16 protein-coding genes are annotated in these 17,168 nt (G+C 56.6%); 7 read left to right on the top strand and 9 right to left on the bottom strand.

The annotated features are described in order from the left end of the window. The first annotated feature begins 1 nt into the window (after nt 1). The 4 genes from BUC04_RS07460 (at nt 2) to BUC04_RS07445 (ending at nt 2,526) form a co-directional block, all read left to right on the top strand. Complete coding sequence (locus BUC04_RS07460; RefSeq protein WP_067663304.1) at nt 2–364, top strand: FliM/FliN family flagellar motor C-terminal domain-containing protein; 363 nt, start codon at nt 2–4, stop codon at nt 362–364. A 22-nt stretch (nt 365–386) separates the two neighbouring features. Next, nucleotides 387–704, top strand: coding sequence for a flagellar hook-basal body complex protein FliE (locus BUC04_RS07455; protein WP_067663306.1), 318 nt, complete (start codon nt 387–389; stop codon nt 702–704). A gap of 161 nt (nt 705–865) precedes the next feature. Beyond that, nucleotides 866–1,741: a motility-associated protein gene (locus tag BUC04_RS07450; RefSeq protein ID WP_073325737.1), complete on the top strand. Its 876-nt coding sequence runs from the start codon at nt 866–868 to the stop codon at nt 1,739–1,741. Continuing rightward, the gene (locus BUC04_RS07445; protein WP_067663312.1) at nt 1,738–2,526 is read left to right on the top strand and encodes an OmpA/MotB family protein; all 789 of its coding nucleotides are present in this window, start codon (nt 1,738–1,740) and stop codon (nt 2,524–2,526) included. The genes BUC04_RS07450 and BUC04_RS07445 overlap by 4 nt, the downstream gene beginning before the upstream one ends. A 36-nt stretch (nt 2,527–2,562) precedes the next feature. Here BUC04_RS07445 and BUC04_RS07440 read toward each other — a convergent pair whose 3' ends face one another. From BUC04_RS07440 to BUC04_RS07430, 3 genes are all read right to left on the bottom strand, one after another. Next, a complete protein-coding gene (locus tag BUC04_RS07440; RefSeq protein WP_067663314.1) occupies nt 2,563–3,831 on the bottom strand; it encodes a hypothetical protein in 1,269 nt (422 codons plus the stop codon). 129 nt (nt 3,832–3,960) lie between these two features. Next, nucleotides 3,961–4,425 (bottom strand): hypothetical protein, encoded by a 465-nt coding sequence (locus BUC04_RS07435; protein ID WP_067663317.1) that lies wholly within the window; start codon nt 4,423–4,425, stop codon nt 3,961–3,963. Between the two features lie 29 nt (nt 4,426–4,454). Next, nucleotides 4,455–5,564, bottom strand: coding sequence for a hypothetical protein (locus BUC04_RS07430; RefSeq protein ID WP_067663320.1), 1,110 nt, complete (start codon nt 5,562–5,564; stop codon nt 4,455–4,457). A gap of 113 nt (nt 5,565–5,677) precedes the next feature. On the opposite strand from BUC04_RS07430, the gene BUC04_RS07425 reads away from it, so the two are divergent. Next, nucleotides 5,678–6,298 carry a hypothetical protein gene (locus BUC04_RS07425; protein ID WP_143165582.1) on the top strand — a complete coding sequence of 207 codons (621 nt, stop codon included), beginning with the start codon at nt 5,678–5,680 and terminating at the stop codon, nt 6,296–6,298. A gap of 1 nt (nt 6,299) precedes the next feature. Here BUC04_RS07425 and dnaE read toward each other — a convergent pair whose 3' ends face one another. After that, the gene (gene dnaE, locus BUC04_RS07420) at nt 6,300–10,001 is read right to left on the bottom strand and encodes a DNA polymerase III subunit alpha (RefSeq protein WP_067663326.1); all 3,702 of its coding nucleotides are present in this window, start codon (nt 9,999–10,001) and stop codon (nt 6,300–6,302) included. Nucleotides 10,002–10,091: 90 nt separating this feature from the next. Between dnaE and BUC04_RS07415 the strand changes: the two genes are divergently transcribed. After that, nucleotides 10,092–10,817, top strand: a complete 726-nt coding sequence (locus BUC04_RS07415; protein WP_082766762.1) for an exonuclease domain-containing protein — start codon at nt 10,092–10,094, stop codon at nt 10,815–10,817. 48 nt (nt 10,818–10,865) lie between these two features. Here BUC04_RS07415 and BUC04_RS07410 read toward each other — a convergent pair whose 3' ends face one another. The 4 genes from BUC04_RS07410 to BUC04_RS07395 are packed head-to-tail and all read right to left on the bottom strand — an operon-like array spanning nt 10,866 to nt 15,385. After that, complete coding sequence (locus BUC04_RS07410; protein ID WP_067663332.1) at nt 10,866–11,390, bottom strand: hypothetical protein; 525 nt, start codon at nt 11,388–11,390, stop codon at nt 10,866–10,868. A gap of 14 nt (nt 11,391–11,404) precedes the next feature. Further along, complete coding sequence (fliD, locus tag BUC04_RS07405; RefSeq protein ID WP_067663335.1) at nt 11,405–13,522, bottom strand: flagellar filament capping protein FliD; 2,118 nt, start codon at nt 13,520–13,522, stop codon at nt 11,405–11,407. 13 nt (nt 13,523–13,535) lie between these two features. Then, nucleotides 13,536–14,054 (bottom strand): flagellar export chaperone FliS, encoded by a 519-nt coding sequence (locus BUC04_RS07400; protein ID WP_067663338.1) that lies wholly within the window; start codon nt 14,052–14,054, stop codon nt 13,536–13,538. Then, nucleotides 14,051–15,385: a FliI/YscN family ATPase gene (locus BUC04_RS07395; RefSeq protein ID WP_067663609.1), complete on the bottom strand. Its 1,335-nt coding sequence runs from the start codon at nt 15,383–15,385 to the stop codon at nt 14,051–14,053. The genes BUC04_RS07400 and BUC04_RS07395 overlap by 4 nt, the downstream gene beginning before the upstream one ends. 361 nt (nt 15,386–15,746) lie before the next feature. Between BUC04_RS07395 and BUC04_RS07390 the strand changes: the two genes are divergently transcribed. Next, nucleotides 15,747–16,196 carry a hypothetical protein gene (locus BUC04_RS07390; protein ID WP_067663341.1) on the top strand — a complete coding sequence of 150 codons (450 nt, stop codon included), beginning with the start codon at nt 15,747–15,749 and terminating at the stop codon, nt 16,194–16,196. A 51-nt stretch (nt 16,197–16,247) separates the two neighbouring features. Here the strand turns inward: BUC04_RS07390 and BUC04_RS07385 are convergent, their stop codons facing one another. Continuing rightward, complete coding sequence (locus BUC04_RS07385) at nt 16,248–17,165, bottom strand: flagellin N-terminal helical domain-containing protein (RefSeq protein WP_073325732.1); 918 nt, start codon at nt 17,163–17,165, stop codon at nt 16,248–16,250. Between the last annotated feature and the right edge of the window lie 3 nt (nt 17,166–17,168).

Below are 17,168 nucleotides of genomic sequence, written 5' to 3'. Positions count from 1 at the left end.
CATGTCTCAAGAGATGAACGATCACGAACAGATGGCACTGGGCTCTATGGAATCCATTAAAGCCCTTGGCCAGGAGATTGACCCTAACTCCCCGGCGGCTAGCCTGGCTGCCAATCCCGCAATTCTGCCGCCGGCACTCGAACTGCAGATGAGCGTTGTAGTGGGCAACGTCAAGATGTCATTCGATGACATTGGCCAAATGGTCCCCGGCCAGGTGCTTCCACTGCACAAGCAGGTCAATGATGACATCGACCTGATGATCAACGGCACCCCGTTGGCGAAGGGCCAGGTTGTGACCCACGAGGGTAACTATTACCTGAAGATCACCAAGCTGGTTGAGTACGCAGACCAGCCCCTGATCTAAACCGGCACCGGAGGCACCGCTTATGAGCATCGAGGCGTCATTGGCAGATCTACAGGTCTCTATGGACCGGATGTCTGCACAGGCAGGGATCCCTGCGCAGCCACCTGCGAATCAGGTTGTTTCTGCCAGCATGGCTGACAGCTTCGCCAAAGCGATGAACGAAGCTAACCAGTCAGCCATAGTAGCGTCTCAAACCAAGCAGGCCCTGCTGCGGGGCGATCCGAACGTCACCATGGCCGAAACCCTTAGGGCCCAGACCCAGGCTTCGCTGTCGTTTGACCTGATCATGGAAGTCCGTAACAAGCTTCAGCAGGCATATCAAACGATCTCTAGCCAGTAAGCTAGATGACTACCTGCACTAGAGCGGCCGCCAGCACTCAATCTGGCGGCCGTTTTTCGCTATTAGAAGCCCGCTCTAGCTGCGGCCTGAGCCGATTTCCCTTGTGGACCCACCAACTCCGCTATCATGGTTTTCAAGACCCTCTACTAAGAACAATAAATATGAGGCCTGTCCTTTCCTTCTTTTTGCTGTTTGCCAGTGTTGTTGGTGGCTTTTTCCTGAACGGGGGCCACCCAGGGCTCCTCTGGCACCCGGGCGAGTACATTATCGTTCTCGGTGCCGCGGCCTCCATCTTCCTGATCAGCTATCCCTTCAAGGTCGGCTTTCAGGCCTTCGGTGCCATCAGGCACATGATCAAGCCGCTCTATTCGCCGGAGAAGTTCGAGGAGACGCTGTGCCTGATGGCAGAGCTAAAGATCCACCTAGAAGCCAATGGCAGTTCCGGCCTGGATGAGCACCTGAACAAACCAGAAGCCAGCCCCCTGTTCCAGCGTTACCCCAGGGTTCTCAAGGACAAGAATGCCGTCAGCTTTATCGTCGACAACTTCCGCTTACTGGAAACCGGCACTGAGCAGTTTATGGCCCATGAACTTGAGGCCATCATCAATGCTGACATTAAGAGCCAGTACACGGAAAGCCTGACCCCCTCAAAGGCGATGTCATCGCTAACCGAGGTGATGCCGTCGATTGGTATCGTCGCTGCGGTACTGGGCATGAACGTGACCATGATGTTCATCGACCAGGAACCAGCCGTGGTGGGCGCGAAGATCGGTGCCGCGCTGTTCGGTACCTTCCTTGGGATCTTCAGTGGGTACGGGGTGTTTTACCCACTATCTGCCGGCCTAGGTAAGATTGCCGAGCAGAGGCGCGAGTACCTGACTGTCATCAAGTCGTTCTTGATGGCGATGGTCAACGACTACGCCCTGTTCGTTACAGCGGAAGTGGCGAGGAAGCAGATCCAACCTGGCTACAGGCCGGACTTCCAGCACCTGCGCAACCGGATCCAGGAAATCCTGACCAAGGCGAATGAATCATGACGCAACCGATCATCATCAACCACCCAGAGGAAGATGGTGCGGTCGCTAAGAGCAGCGCCTGGAAGATTGCGCTGGCGGATTTCTACACCACCCTATCGTGCGTCTTCTTCGTCCTTTGGATCACCAGCCAGATCCCGGAGGACGCCAAGACCGGGGTTGCTGAGTGGTTTCAAGGTAAGGACACGCAATCCCTGAACTTCATCAAGCGCACCTACGGTGAGGTGTCAGTCGATGATACAGCCATGATCGATGGCCGTGCGGATAACCAGAACGACAAAACAGAGCAGGGCGCAGACTCTGATGTTGCCGGCGTCGATATGACCGAGATCTACCGGAAGCTTAAGTCGATGGTGCGAGAGGATGCAGCCCAGGTTCTGATGGACAAGGACGCCGAGATCATCGAGATCCAGTTCAGTTCTGACTTCCTGTTCCGCAGCGGCTCAGCGTCACTCAGCGAAAAGGCCCGCGGGGGCATCGCGGAGGTCGGTGAGGTGCTTGGTACTACGCCGGTGTTTGTTCATGTCTTCGGCTACGCGGATAACCGGCGGATCAACTCGCAGCGGTACCCAAGCAACCTTCATCTGTCGGCACATCGCGCCATCAGTGTCATCGGCGCTCTTACTGCCGGCGGCGTTGAGCACAACCGGGCCACGTTGCACGCGGAGGGCGAGTTGAACCCCATCGGTGACAATGAAACCGTTGCCGGCCGCAGGATGAATCGCCGGGTAGTTGCCTACGTGACCAAGTCATCGGAACTCCCCGACGCCATCGAAGAAGCACAATAAAAAATGGGGCCCTGGGCCCCATTCTCTTTGCTTATATCAGGCTAGCTGCTGCTCGATTGCCTTGATACGCGCTTCGTAGTTTTGCGCTTCAGCGCGCCACTGCTGCATCTCAGCGGTATCTTCTTCAGTGGCCATATTGACCATGCCCCCGGCATTCTTAATTTTGCTCCGCAGGGTGCGACGCTCAGCCATCAGATGGGAGCGCTCGAAGGTCAATCGCTCTCTGGCATCTTTGTTGGCCATACCTGCGTCAACAGTGCTCTGGATCTCGTTCAGGATTTCCTTGATTTTCCTCTCCTGGAGTTCGATCTTCTCCTCACGAGACTGCCCTTTGCGGCCGAGTAATTTCCCGCCCGGGGAAGTCTGACGCTCCTTCTCTGGGGCCTTCTTTAGCTTATCCAGTTCAGTCTGCAACTTGTTTCGGTCAGATATCAATTGCGTGATCGGAGCCGCCGGCGCACGGCTCGGGCGCTTCTCTGGCGCGTAGCCCTTGGCCTTCTTGAGAATGGTGCCCTCGCTGGGCATACGCTTCTTGAACTCAGGGTCGGCTTTCAGGAGAGCTTTGTAGCGGGCAACCAGACCCTCAACGTTCATGCGCTCGCGGATGAGATAATAGGTATTGGGCAACTTTGGACGGCCAGGATTCCGCTCCATCTCCTCAAGCTCGCTTGGGTAGGCCTCGTAGCGATTCTTCCTGGTGAAGCGATCAACCGCCTTAAGGTTGGCGCGGATTTCAACAAGAGGGTCAACATCCAGGGGCTCTTCTTCGACACACTCCAGCAGGGTCTGGACCAGCTGATGATTCAGCTCCATGAACTTCTCTAGCCAGAACGCCTGTAGGGCAGGAGTGAGGTGACATACGGTTTCACTAAGCTGCTCAAGGACCTCTTTCGGCCCCAGCTCGGCGAAGTAGTCCTCGTTAAACATGTCATCGACTTCGGCCAGCATCTCCTGGTCGTCTTCATCCACGTTGCTGTAACGCATCTGATAGGTGTCGATCAGCTTAGAGAAGCCATAATCCGCCTGCTCCAGCTCGTAGTTCGCAACAGCCTCTGAGTAGCCACCCTTGTCGATCACTTTCTTCAGCTTGAGAAGGGAATTCTCTGCCAGGTAGATCCAGGCTGCCTCTTCGCCGACCGAGTCTCTAGACCGAGCTTGCTCATCACGCTCCTTTGGCGACATATCGGGATAGGATGACATCAGGATCGCATTGTTTTCCCTGCGGTAGCCCTCCAGCCTTTCTTGCGCCTCAGCTATTAATCGCAGCACGTCTTCGGGGGTTGCTGCATCCAGGAGTGTTTTCATGATCGCCAGCCTTGTTGTTGTCTACAGGCCAACTATACATAGAATAACTAATGCCGACAACTCGGCAGGCTGGCAATATTATTGTTTCTATAGCGGATTTAATTTAACCTGCTGGCGGATCAGTAGGTATTAGTTACTGGTATTAGGCACCTGCTGTCGCTGGTAGAGCAGGTCTTCGATGGGATCGTACTCAATCCCTTCCATGTCGTAGATCTGCAGGTTGACGCTCTCACAATACTCTATGGCCGGCTGCAACCTCTGCGTCACCTCCTTCGCATCCGCCAGCATATGCTTGCTCAGATACTGGCGGTTGTGGCGCACCAACGCCTCCCCCTCCAGCCCCTTATCCGCCGCTGACTGGTGCATCTCCATTCTTGATTTAAATAGCTCACCGGCCTTAGCGAATACCAACAACGCTTGGTACGCATCCTCAATCCCAACGTTGGCGGCAGCCAGGCACGCCTGCGTGTAAGCATCGGATGCGAAGACATCGTTGGTAGCCTGGATCCGCGCCATAACTTCACCAACTTCTTTCGGCCCGAAACCCGGGGCAGCGGCCGCTGTGTTGCTGGTAGCGACGAACACCAGCGCCATTGAAACCGCTCTAATAGACGGAATGCCGATCATGCCTGCACCCCGCCCTGGAGCTGATTGAATTGACCTAAAGGGGCGTATAGGCCTCTGGAGACCTTAACGATTAAGGGAGAGAAATTAATGAAGTTGCTGTATCGATAATGCAACGCCGGATCCCCCTTGGTTACCCGCTCTTCCAGCTCCTTCTCACGGATCACTTCCCCGTTGGAAAAAGCCTTTAACGCATCCAGGGAAAAGCTGTCGATCTCTTTGCGCAATGTGATCTGATCAGGGTCAAAACTCACCTGATCCCCATCGACGCTAACGCCAGGCTGCTGCTTTATAATCCCCACAATCACGCTTTGTGGTGGCCGCTGACTATAGCCAGCCCCCTTGTCCTTTTCAGTGTCTTTCACGCTCCTGCACCAGAAGCGGTCAAGGCCGTCTATCAAGCTTCCAATTGGCACTTTTTGAAAGACAGTGCCGATCTGCAACACCCGGGTCACCAACCTGTTCTCAGAGCCCGCGTCATATACCCAGCTGTCCGTTGTCCCAACCAGTCTCAAATCAGGGTAGCCATGGATCAGATCTGACGTCACCTGTCGCAAGTGATCCCTGGAGGCGAACGCATCAGTGAGGGTGTCATGCTGATAGATATCGTGCAGTGACACGGCACCGTTATGCCGGCTGCGCTTTTTGATGTAGGCGAGAACCATTTCTTGCAGGTGGCGGGTTTCATGGGTCACCACATTGTCCACGCCGCCGATCTTCAGCGAGTAGTAATGCGAATCGCCCAGCAGAGCCTGCATACAAGCCAACATAGACTCGACACCAAAGCCATCAGATAGGTACCCACGCGCCTTGCCCCACTCCTCGAACCTAGAGAAGGGAAGCGGTACCACCTTGGTGAGCTCATCGTTGGCTTTGTGCAGGGCCACCAGTCCCTGGCGTTGAGCGACCAGCCCATCAAGCGTGCGCTTGATGGCCTTTCGACACCCCTCGCGAGTGACACCATAGCGCTGGGATATCTCCTGAAAGGTAGCCGGCATCTCGCCGGCTAGACCCAACTTAGCGAGGGTCATCTCCCTGTTGCGAACCGAAAGCGTTCCTGTGTCCACGAGGCCTATAGCTTCGCAGATCTCTCCTTGGATCAAGCTCATTAATATACTGTCCTACATCAAGCTAACAACCTGATTTTAGGTGCACCCAGAGGTTAGTCAATCCCCCCGGGTAAGGGTAATCTATAAGAAAACGAAGGCAATAATTAACGATAATGGAATGGCAATTGAAGGGGCCGTGGCGATCGGCCTATGACGCGTATCGCCGGGAGATCACCTTTCGCGAGACCGACCGGGTTCGGCAGCGCTGGGAAGGGCACAATCACGACTTGTGCCTGGCACTGCTGAAACTGCAATTCCGCAATAAGACCCCTCCGCAAGGGGAGAAGCTCCGGGATATGGCGGCGGCCATCTATGTCGCCAACGAGAACAAAACCCTCGCAGTCGACAAGCAGCGTGTGAGCATCGATTGGATCAGTTTTGCCATCACCAACAGCGAGGTCAGCACCACGCTGAAGGACTGCCCATCTGGCCGTGGTGGCTTGCGCATCTACGTCGAGGCCCTCATCTCAACGCTGAACCTCTCTAAGGCCGAGATCCAGCTAATCAAGGATACGGTTGGCGGCGAACACACCGAGCAGATGCGCACAATCAAAAAGGCGACAATGTCGCTTCCTTTGGCCCACGCCAGTGAAGTTCGCGACGTCACCCACTATCGGCGGCTATCCCGGATGGTACTGACCCAGGCCTTCTTTGATAACTGTGCGGAGGACTTTAAACCCTACCGGCCAAAGTGGAGCCTGCTGGACAAGGCCTGGTTCAAGCTAAACAGCTAGGTCAGGGGCGGCCTTTGTTCATGACCAATTCGGCCTGATTCAGAGCGGCCCACAAGGCCTGATGACGGGCATTGCGGGTCATATCGCCCACCTCCTTCAACTCTTGGTCCCGATGGTCGCGCTGCAGTGTCGAAGCATCATCGGTACCAAACTGCCCGCCGCCGCGGTAGACCAGCTCTACGCCCTGTTCGCCGAACTGGTCCCGCAATTGGCCCAGCACAGCGTCGGTAATTCGGATGCTCCTTTTACTGACCTGACGCTCCTGTTGCCGGCCCCCCTTCGAGATCTTGACATAGACCCGGGTGCCACCCATCGATGCGCTCTCGATGACCTCACGAACCCGCGTGACAGCGGCACTATCAAAATCTGGACCGGCCAACAGCCGGATAAATGCCAGCTGGCTCTCCCTCAGATCCAGCAATCCCTGCATCTCCCGCACCACCAATTGCTGGCTATCGGTACGCTCATTGAAACGGATGTGCCCCTTGATCACCACCAGCGCACCCTGAACCAGGTGTTGGATGTTGCTGGTGAGCGCCTTACCAAAGAACGCCGCCTCTATCTGCCCTGTGCCGTCATCCAGCTTTGCGTAGGCAAACTTACCCCGCCGGCCCTGGCGGATATCCACGGTGACCAGCTGAGCAGCAATGACGGCTGGTCGCTCCTGCCGCTTCTTAGAGGCCAGCTTTCGACCTTCTGCTGTTTCATCATCTGGCTCGGCACTGTCTTCCCCATCGATGTCCGACACCACGTAGTCGCGTAACTGGCCTGAGATCAGCGGGCGTACCTCCTGGGCATACTCATCCAATGGATGGCCGCTTAGGAACAGGCCCAGGGTCGAATACTCGTTAGCTAAGGTCGTTGCCCGGGTCCAGGCATCTGACTCCAACGAAGCGCTTGCGAGCACCTGCCTGACGGTCTCCGCCGCGTGATCTAACGGCACCGACTTCTTCAATTGGTCGCGCGCTGTGACCTGTGCCAGCGCAACCTGGGACAGGAGCACCCACCGCGGGAGCTCAAAATCGTCCAGTGCACCGGCGTAGATCGCGGCTTTGAGAACCGTTTTCCCCGGGTTTGTGCGGACCAGTAGGTCGGCCAGATCTTTGAATGGCCCATTGGCATCTCGCTCAGCCAGCATTGACTCAACGTACTTGTCGCCGATCCCCTTAGCTGCTCTCAGGCCATAACGGATCCCCGCCTGCTCCACCTGGAAGTGGCCACGCGACTGGTTGATGGAGGGGCGCAGCACCTGGAGGCCCATGCGGTGGCTCTCATGAATGAACCCGACCGTTTTGTCGGTTTTCTCCATCGCAGAGGACATTACCGCCGCCATGAAGTGATCAGGGTGGTGGGCCTTTAGCCACAGGGTCTGGTAAGACACCAGAGCGTAAGCCGCACTGTGCGACTTGTTAAAGCCATACCCGGCGAACTTCTCGATCAGGGTGAAGATCTCTGAGCTGATGTCCTGACTGATCCCATTGGCGGTGCAACCGTCGACAAAGACGCTTTTCTGCTTCTCCATCTCCTCCGGGTTCTTCTTACCCATTGCCCGGCGCAGAATATCAGCCTGACCCAGGCTGTAACCCCCAAGCACCTGCGCAGCCATCATCACTTGCTCTTGGTACAGGATCACCCCGTAGGTGTTAGTCAGGATCGGCTCCAGCAGCGACGAAACCCGCTTATCCCGGCTCGCCGGGATGATGAACTCTACCTCTTCCCTGCCATGTTTACGGTTAACAAAGTTGTCCACCATCCCAGAACCCAAAGGCCCCGGCCGGAACAACGCCACCAGAGCGATCATCTCCTCGAAGTTCTCTGGGACAATCCGTCTGATGAGGTTCTTCATGCCGGAGGACTCCAGCTGGAATACCGCGGTGGTTTCGCATGTCTGAAGCAGGGCAATGGCCTTGGGGCAGTCCAGCGGGATCTCCTCAGGGTGGAGGGGGGGCAGCCCTTTCGCCTCGCGTTCACGGTTAAGGCTTTGCAGGGCCATGTGGACGATAGTCAGTGTACGCAGCCCCAGGTAGTCAAACTTCACCAGGCCGGTTTTCTCGACATCACTCTTGTCGTACTGCGCTGCAAGGTGCTCCCCTCCAGGATCGCACATAGTGGGGCTGAAGCCGTCGATCCCCCCCGGTGCGATGACGATACCGCCTGCGTGCCGGCCGGTATGCCGGGTCAAACCCTCCAGCTTGAGCGCGTGCTCCAGCAACCGGCGCATTGCCCCGTCCGAATCCGCTAGCGCCTGCAGATCAGTCTCTGGCCCCATGGCATCAGCCAGCTTAGTACCTGGCTCGCCGGGGATCAGCTTGGCAATGCGGTCGCCCACTCGGTACGGATGGCCCAGCGCCCTTGCAACGTCGCGCACAACTGCCCTGGCAGCCATGGTCCCGAAGGTTACGATCTGACCGACAGCCCGGTGGCCATACATGTCAGCCGTGTGCTCGATGACCTCATCCCGCCGGTCCATGCAAAAATCGACGTCAAAGTCGGGCATGGATACCCGCTCTGGATTAAGGAAGCGCTCAAACAGCAAGTCGTACTGCAATGGATCCAGATCGGTGATCTTCAGGGCATAGGCCACCAGCGAACCCGCACCGGAACCCCGACCCGGACCCACAGGAATATCGTTGTCCTTTGACCACTGGATGAACTCCATCACGATCAGAAAGTACCCCGGGAATCCCATCTGGATAATGATGTCCAACTCGTACTTCAAACGCTCCTGGTACTCCTTGACCTTCGCTTCATCGAAGTACCCAGGGCTAATCCTTGCCAGTTGCTCCAGTCGCTCAGCGAGCCCTTCAGCGGCCTGGCGGCGCAAGAAGTCCTCTTCGCTTACCCCGGCGTCCCGCGCTGGCGGATAATCGGGCAGGTAGTACTTTCCCTGCTTCAGGTGGAAGTTACACCGTTGCGCAAACCTAACGGTGTTCTCTACTGCCGCCGGCAAGTCAGCAAACAGCGCCGCCATCTCATCGGCAGACTTCAGGTATTGATGCGGAGTGCAATGATATGGGTCCTGCTCAGCAAGGCTCTCAGCGGTGACCTTTCTGGCAATCGCCACCCGGATCAAATGAGACTCGTAGTCCTCTGGGCTCAGGAACCGGACCACGTTGGTGGCGACACATGGGGTTGCTGTGGCCTTGGACAACGCCACCGCGGCACTGTTGAAACGCTCATCGTCAGGATGCCCCACCCGCTGCAGTTCGATGTAAGCCCCATCCGTGAACGTGGACTTGATCCTTTCCAGCAGATCACGAGCCGCATCGGCCTCCCCAGCAAGCAGCAACCGCCCGATGGCGCCATCGCGCCCACCACACAACAGCAGCACTCCGCCAGCGTGTTGCTGGAGGACAGAAAACGGGATCACCGGGTGCTCAGCCTCCTGGTGCTCAAAAGCCAACGAGGCGATCTTGAGTAGGTTCAGATAGCCTCGCTCATTGGCGGCGTAGAGAATCACCGGGGCAGGGGAGTCAAACTCTTCAAAGCGGACAGCCGCCTGGTAACCGGTTAACGGCTTCACCCGGTGCTTCTTGCCCAGGTTGTACGCCTTCACCGCGGCATGCATGTTGCCCAAGTCAGCCAGACCGACCGCCTTACCCCCCTCCGCAGCGACTGCTTCGAAAAGCTGGCCAGGCCGGATCAACGAATCCTGCATGGATAGGTCTGAGTGAACATTCAGGTGAACAAACTGCGCTGCCAAAATGGCTCCTAGATCAGTGACTCTCTCTGTATCATTAGGCTACCGCATCCGTTAACTGGATGCAGAAATACGTATCTTGCGGGAGCAGTAATGGGAATGAACTTCGATGGCCGTGTACTGGTGGGGGATACCGAAACCACCGGCATGGGCCCAGACCACAAGATGATCGAGATTGCACTGGTTGAGCGTGTCGCTGGCGTGAACACCGGCAAGAACTACCACGAGTATCTTGATCCAGGCAGGGAGGTCGATTTCGAAGCAGAGCAGGTTCATGGCTGGGACCGCGAAAGCCTAGTGTCCGAATCCGGTGGCCAAACCTTCCCCGACGTGGCCGAGGCACTGGTTCAGTTCGTTAACGGCGCCATCGTCTGTTTCCACAACGCCCAGTTTGATACGGAGTTCCTAGACCGCGAACTCCAAGCCTGCGGCTACAAGCCCTTGTCGGAATACTGTACCGTCGTTGACACACTGGAGTACGCCCGGCGGCTTTATCCTGGCAAGGCCAATAACCTGGATGCCTTGTGCAAACGGCTCAAGGTCGACAGGAGCAATCGCACCTTGCACGGCGCCCTTATCGACTCAGACATCCTAGCCGACGTTCTGTTCGCCATGCTCAGCCCCAAAGAAAACCAAGAAATGCTGTTCGGCAATAAGGCGGGGGGCCAGGCTGCACCTGACTGGAATGGTAAGAACCGGGAGCAGTTGCAGCAGATGCTGCTGGCGGGACTGACCCCGATGAACACCGATCTGGCCACCATCGAGGTCTCATCAACTGAGAGTGAAGCCGACACAAACTTCTTCGTCCCCGCCTCCTGAGCATTATCTCCAAGAATTGAAAAAGCCGGCTTAATGCCGGCTTTTTTGTCAGTCTGCTGTGGGGTGCAACTGGGTGCTCTCAACGAGCCGCCCGTGGGCGAAGAAGACAAACCGCACCAGGTTATCGTAGAGGTCCTCCCCGTCCGACTCCACGTCGTGATCACGAAGGCGGGCCCTGAGATAGCGCAGGCCAGCTTCCACATCGCTCTCCTGGGCCCAGAGATAACGCTCATCCAGTTGTTGAATGCTCGCCAGGGTGCTCACCCAATCCAGTGGGCTTGAATGGAGATACGACAGGCGGTCCTTCAGATCTCCAAAGATCCTTCTGTTCAATTGGTGAACATAAGCCAGACCTGCTGCCCCAGCTAAAACGCCCACCACAAACCCAATCACACCGGAGGAACTGAGCAGAGCAACGATCCCCATTACAGCGATCGCCACAATCATGCACATCACGAAAGGCACACTGCTCAGCGCCACCCGCCCCTCTGAGTTCACACAGTACAGCTGGCGAAAGCGAAAGTAGTTGGACTCGACATGATAGCCAAAATTAAATACCGACATTTTTTCCACGTCTTGCTCCAGCCCTATTTCTTCTCGGTAAAGAACATCTGCTCCAACATCTGGGTAGTGTTGGTCGCAGCTACAAACCTGGCCTCATAGGCGCCGTACTGCTTGAAGTGAAAGGTCTCGCGCTTAGCGTACGAAGCCTCGAGCTCCTCAAGCTGAGAGAGCAGGCTAGCACTGTCCTGAGCGTCCAGATCTGTGGTGTACTGGCTCACCTTCTCGCCGATCACCCCGGTAGTAGTCGCCATTTGCTCAAAGGCATTGTTCAGGCTCTCCAGGAAACCGCGCTGCAGGTCAATAGAGCCGGTGAGGCCTGAAGGCGCCCCCGGGTCGACCTCGATGGTTAGGCCCTTGGTGTCATTGTCCAACATGGACGTCAGGGTGTTCCCCTCACCGATAGCGAGTTCGCCATTGATGCGGCCAACGATGTCGACCCCGATGGCAGGATCGGCCATCTGGGTAAAGCCAAGGGCTGCGTTGTCACTGGTGATCTGCACGCTCCGGCTGGCGCCATACCCCGCCGTCGCAATGCTAAGCGACCCATCAGCGCCGGCCACCACCTCGACGGAGTGGCCGCCGGAGCGGATCTCGGCGTTGCCGTTGATCTGCGACTGGATGATCAGCGCCAGCTCATCAGGTGTATAGGTGCCCTGGGCGATCTGGATATCTACGGCGACACCGTTGATGCTCACTGAAAGATCCTGATCTCCTGCACCAATGGTAACCGCACCCGGCAGCGCACCAGAGGACGCCCGGGCCTGCTCGGCCTGAGTGGTCACCTCGAAGTCGTAGCTCCCGTCCTTGGTGTAGTAAGCGGTGATATTGCCGCTCATGTCGTTACCGTAGTCGCTCACCTTGACCCAGGAACTGCTGGTCTCAGCCGTGGTGAGCAGGGCGTCACTCAACAGGTGGGGGTTGTTACTCAGTGCGTCAGTCAGGGCACTTCGGTCCAGCACCAGGTTGTTGTTGGCATCGAAGGACAGCCCCATCTGGGTGAGGTTGTAGTCCCCGGACTCGAACACCCTGATGGCGTCATTCATGGCCTCGATAACACCGGCAACGATCCCCTCACCGTGCAGGGCACCGCGGTAGTCTGCACCGGGCGATGCATCGTCCAGGAAACCCAGTGAATCCATGAGCAGGTTGTAGGAGTCCACCAGGTACTGAACGTTCTCGATCAGCTGCTCCGGGTTCTGCTCAATAGAGATGTTCACTTCTCCACTGGTGACGCCGGTCAGGCTGATGTTCATGCCCATGATGTCGGTGGCCTGGTTGGTCGAGCTGCTGTACTCGATACCGTTGACCTTAAACAGTGCATCTTGGCCCGCAATCGCTTGGGTCATGCCGCCGCCGAGCCTGCTGTAGGCAAAGTCATTCAGCGAGCCAGAGCCGGCCTGTGCATCCGGCGTTGCCGTGATCTGCATGTCGTACTCAGCACCGGTCTGCTCCGAGCGGAACACAACCTGGTAGCCGCTGCCTGTGGACACCAGTTCAGCCCTCACACCCATGTCGGCGGAGTTCACCTTAGCCACCAAGTCCTCTAGAGTGTCACCCGCCTCCAGCGTAATGGTGCCGCCAGCGCCCTGACCGTTGCCCGTGAAGGTACCGTCTGGAGCGTAGCTGCCAAAATCAAAGGTTAGATCACCAGAGCCGGCCAGCTGATCTGGGGAGGTAAAGTGAGTGCTGCCCAAAGTGCTGGATTGAGCCAGCTGGAGCACTTCCAGCGAAAACTGGGCGTTGTTCCGGAAAGCGGACTGATCAGCAATCGACACCTTGGCAGCATCCGGATCGGAGACGTAGATGCTTTGAGACACCAGGTAGCCGGGATCGGATAGGCGAGTCAGGGTATCCCGCTGGAACGACTGCACGCTGGTTTGCAGGCTGTTGAGCGCACCCTGGCGGACCCGGGTGTTGGTGATCTGCTGCTGCAGCATTGGAATGCTGGTACCGAACTCCTGCAGCAACTTCTGATCTACGATGAGGCCGGTATCAAAACCGAAGTCGGAGCCACCACCGGAAGCCTGCAGGATCTGGTTGGCCAGCTCAGCGTTGGAAGTCGCGTTTTGGAAGTAAGTGGTACCACCTACCAGTTGACCGCCGTTATTGGAAAACGGGTCAAACGAAAGCCCAGTTGTCATTATTATTATCCCCTTAGGTTGCCGCGGTCACATAGTGATACTTAGCCGGGATGGTCTGCCAGGTCTTCAGCAACTCTTCAGCGATGCGTAGGGCATCGCGGGCAAACTTAGGATCGCCGGTCTTCGCGCATTCAAGATTTTTACCGATGATGAACGAGTACAGGTAGCGGAAGTCCTTGGCCAACTCCGGGAACTTATCGTCCTGCAGCACTGACATCAGGTGGGTCAGGATCTGGTTGGCCTTGTAGAGCAAGCGGCTGCGCTCAGCGTTCATCTGCCCCGCTTGTCGCAACAGGTTGCCCCGCTTTTTCACGTTTTCAGCACCAATAACACTCAGTGTATCGGTTCCGGCGCCCAGTTTGTCAGCTGCTTGTTCAAAGGACTTAGCGCGCTGAATGTAACCGATGGAGTCTTTCAGGCATCGGATGATCTCTGAGTAGAGTAGGGCCGTCAGGCGATGGGGCGATGCCCCCGCAACCCGGCTCTCGAGGCTACGTGCATAAAGCTTGTCAGCTGCAAAATTACGACTCATTGTCTCAACCTGTACTTTTGGCTCAATTGGGAAATCCGCTCTTGTGACTCAGAGACTGAGACCGGTTCGTCAGGACGCTGCCGGATGAATTCGATGAGCTCTGGGTGGGCGGCTATGGAAAGATCGACGTTAGCGTCCGTGCCATGCTTGTAGGCGCCAACCTGAATCAGATCCCTATTATTTATGTAATCGGCATACAGCCTACGTATCGTAACTGCTTGGTCTAAATAATTTGGCGCGGTGACATCCGGCATAACCCTGGACAGCGAGTTCGGAACGTCGATGGCCGGGTAAACACCCTGGGCGGCCATCTCTCGGCTCAACAGGATATGCCCATCCAGCACGCCTCGCGCAGCGTCTGCCACTGGATCGTTGGGGTCATCATTCTCTGTCAACACGGTGTAGATAGCGGTAATGGACCCGCCAGCGCCCATCTTGCCGGCTCGCTCGACCAACTGCGGGATCATGCTGAACACTGACGGTGGATAACCTTTGCTGGCCGGCGGCTCGCCAAGCGATAACGCCACTTCCCGCTGAGCTTGGGCGAAGCGAGTCAGCGAATCCATGATCATCAGGACATTGTGGCCGCGGTCCCTGAACCACTCTGCAATCGCGGTGCACGTCTGGGCCGCCTGCAGCCTGGCCAGTGGCGGTTCGTCGGCCGGCGCAGCCACAATAACACTGCGCTTGCGAGCCTCTGGGCTCAAGGTTCGCTCGACGAATTCCTTCACCTCACGACCACGCTCACCAATAAGGCCGATCACCACAATGTCTGCCGCGGTGTTCTTGGCCATCATCGACAGCAACACGGACTTGCCCACACCGGTACCCGCGAACAGGCCTACCCGCTGGCCCTTGCCGATCGTCATGAGGCCGTTGATCGCCCTCACGCCAACGTCTAGCGGTTCGTCGATGACTCCGCGCTTGAGAGGGGAGATCGGTGCGCTTACCAACCTGGCAGGACCCTCGACCCCAATAACACCCAGATCGTCGATCGGGTGGCACTGGCAATCGACGACACGGCCCAAGAGGCCCTGGCCAACCAGCACCGATGCCTGCTCCTGGACCAACTCCACCTCACCGCCCTGGCGCAGGCCGCCAACGTAGGCGATCGGCAAAAGAGAGGCCTGGCCATCAGTAAAGGCAACCAGATCCGCAGGTACACGGCTACAACCCGCTTTGAGCAGGTACCTTGATCCTATCGTCCCCTGAACCCCCGACACCCTTAGAACCATGCCAGAGGTCGAGCTCAACCGCCCAACCTGCGTTGCTGGCGGAGTAACCCCCAGCTTGATAGATGCCCGGGCAAACCGGTCTAACAATGCCGACACACGCGACTTCCCAAACAACAATTAACTCTTCGAGCTTACCAGCACCCCGCATGAATCCGAAGGGGACATTGGAATCACCCAACCAAAAGGAAGATCCTTCGTCACGACCAGTACAAGTAGCAGCCTTGGTTAACGCAAACCGCTTTGCGCCCTAGCCCACGATGGCCATTCCGGCACCCATAGCGAACACGCACAGCCCAAATAGAAACCAGGTTGTTCACTTGCTTGCTCAAGCTGCGCTTTTCTACTGGAGATTCTATGTGCACTCACAATCAGTGCCAGGTTCTAACGTAATGTGCTGTGTGATTTGTGGACGTTTATTTGTAATGTAATGCATGACTGCTTAAAGCCGGAGCCACCTATGATCACTAAAACTCACTTTGACAGCCCCAAGCCTGGTTTTGCCATAGTCGTGGCATTGCCGGAGACAAATGACGGTTTCACGGTCCAGTCTTTACAGTTCCGCTGCCTAAATCACCACAGGCTAGTTGCATCTGTACTCTTACAGGCTGCCGAGCTATGGGAAACATGTGCCGCTGACCAAAGTCACTGCAAGAGCGCATTTGAACTCTACGTCTCAGGTTTTGTAAAGCGTTGGGCTTACAACCAACAGTCAGGTGTGGTGAACGTCATGCCTCAGATTGGCATTTGCGAACTCTTGGTAGGGGGACAAGTGATTACGTTAAAGCTGAAGGCCCTCAAATCACTCGCACGATCGTTCTCCAAGAAAGCAGAGTTTGATGATGCAGTGGCTGAGAAAGAGCGGATCGAAAACTCCCAGCCAGAATCTAGTGAACAAACTGGCTATTAAACCGATCAAAAACGCCGGCATGGGCCGGCGCTTGTTCGACAAAGGACAAGGTCAGAACATCTGCAAGAACTGGTTGGTCATGTTGATGCCAGTCTGGACCACACCCATGTTGGCCAACTGCAACTGCTCAAACTGCTTGATCTTAAGGCTAACCTCAACCAGATCGGCGTCCTGCAGACTGGACAACTGCCCACGGTACATCTCATCAAACGCGTTGAATTGCGCTGACTGACGGGAGACGCTGGCCTGATCCAGCGCCAGGCGGTTAACAGACACCAGCGCATTCTCGTTGAACGCATCGGCGTCCGCTTTGTATTGAGCCAGCTCAGTTTCATCCAGGTTAATCCCAGTGGCCAGCCGGTCCCGGGTGGCCATCATGTGATCCAGCAGGGAGTTACCCGCACCGTCGGAGAAAACTGCAGAGCCATCCCAGGTGGTACCGACGCTGGTCCCAGTCCCGGTCACCATCTGCTGCTGGTTAGCGTCACCGACATAGGTTGCACCGATGATCCGACCGCCAGTGTCGTAGACCAGGTCAAAAGGAGCCTGATCAGTTACGGCGCCGCCAAAGATGTACTCACCGTTGGCAGCCCGGGAGTTCGCCGTGGTAGCCACCTCATACAACAGCTGGTTGATCTCCTCGGAGAACGCTTTGAGGTCGTCACTGTTGGTGGTGCCGTTAGCCGCCCGGTCCATGATCTCAACGTACTTGCTCAGGGCATCATCGAAGCGTTTCAGGTGAGTCTCACCCTCACCCAGACGCAGGCCAATGGCATCGATGTTCTTGGAGTATTGGTCGTTCTCGGCTATCGACTTCTTCAGCATGGTGATCTGCGCAATGTCCGCCGGAGCGTCCTTTGCTTGAGACACCTTGACGTTCATCTCGCCCATGGCCTTATTCATCAACGCAGATGAATTGATCATGGCCATACGGTTGGACTCAAACGATTGGAGCGTGGAAACTCTCATGGC

The organism is Ferrimonas marina (assembly GCF_900129905.1).
Lineage (GTDB): Bacteria > Pseudomonadota > Gammaproteobacteria > Enterobacterales > Shewanellaceae > Ferrimonas > Ferrimonas marina.
This window is presented reverse-complemented; position numbering and strand designations above follow the sequence as displayed.

Coding starts and splice junctions, on each gene's coding strand:
- BUC04_RS07460 (WP_067663304.1), top strand. CDS start 2: ATGTCTCAAGAGATGAACGATCACGAACAGATGGCACTGGGCTCTATG.
- BUC04_RS07455 (WP_067663306.1), top strand. CDS start 387: ATGAGCATCGAGGCGTCATTGGCAGATCTACAGGTCTCTATGGACCGG.
- BUC04_RS07450 (WP_073325737.1), top strand. CDS start 866: ATGAGGCCTGTCCTTTCCTTCTTTTTGCTGTTTGCCAGTGTTGTTGGT.
- BUC04_RS07445 (WP_067663312.1), top strand. CDS start 1,738: ATGACGCAACCGATCATCATCAACCACCCAGAGGAAGATGGTGCGGTC.
- BUC04_RS07440 (WP_067663314.1), bottom strand. CDS start 3,831: ATGAAAACACTCCTGGATGCAGCAACCCCCGAAGACGTGCTGCGATTA.
- BUC04_RS07435 (WP_067663317.1), bottom strand. CDS start 4,425: ATGGCGCTGGTGTTCGTCGCTACCAGCAACACAGCGGCCGCTGCCCCG.
- BUC04_RS07430 (WP_067663320.1), bottom strand. CDS start 5,564: ATGAGCTTGATCCAAGGAGAGATCTGCGAAGCTATAGGCCTCGTGGAC.
- BUC04_RS07425 (WP_143165582.1), top strand. CDS start 5,678: ATGGAATGGCAATTGAAGGGGCCGTGGCGATCGGCCTATGACGCGTAT.
- BUC04_RS07415 (WP_082766762.1), top strand. CDS start 10,092: ATGGGAATGAACTTCGATGGCCGTGTACTGGTGGGGGATACCGAAACC.
- fliD (WP_067663335.1), bottom strand. CDS start 13,522: ATGACAACTGGGCTTTCGTTTGACCCGTTTTCCAATAACGGCGGTCAA.
- BUC04_RS07400 (WP_067663338.1), bottom strand. CDS start 14,054: ATGAGTCGTAATTTTGCAGCTGACAAGCTTTATGCACGTAGCCTCGAG.
- BUC04_RS07390 (WP_067663341.1), top strand. CDS start 15,747: ATGATCACTAAAACTCACTTTGACAGCCCCAAGCCTGGTTTTGCCATA.
- BUC04_RS07385 (WP_073325732.1), bottom strand. CDS start 17,165: ATGAGAGTTTCCACGCTCCAATCGTTTGAGTCCAACCGTATGGCCATG.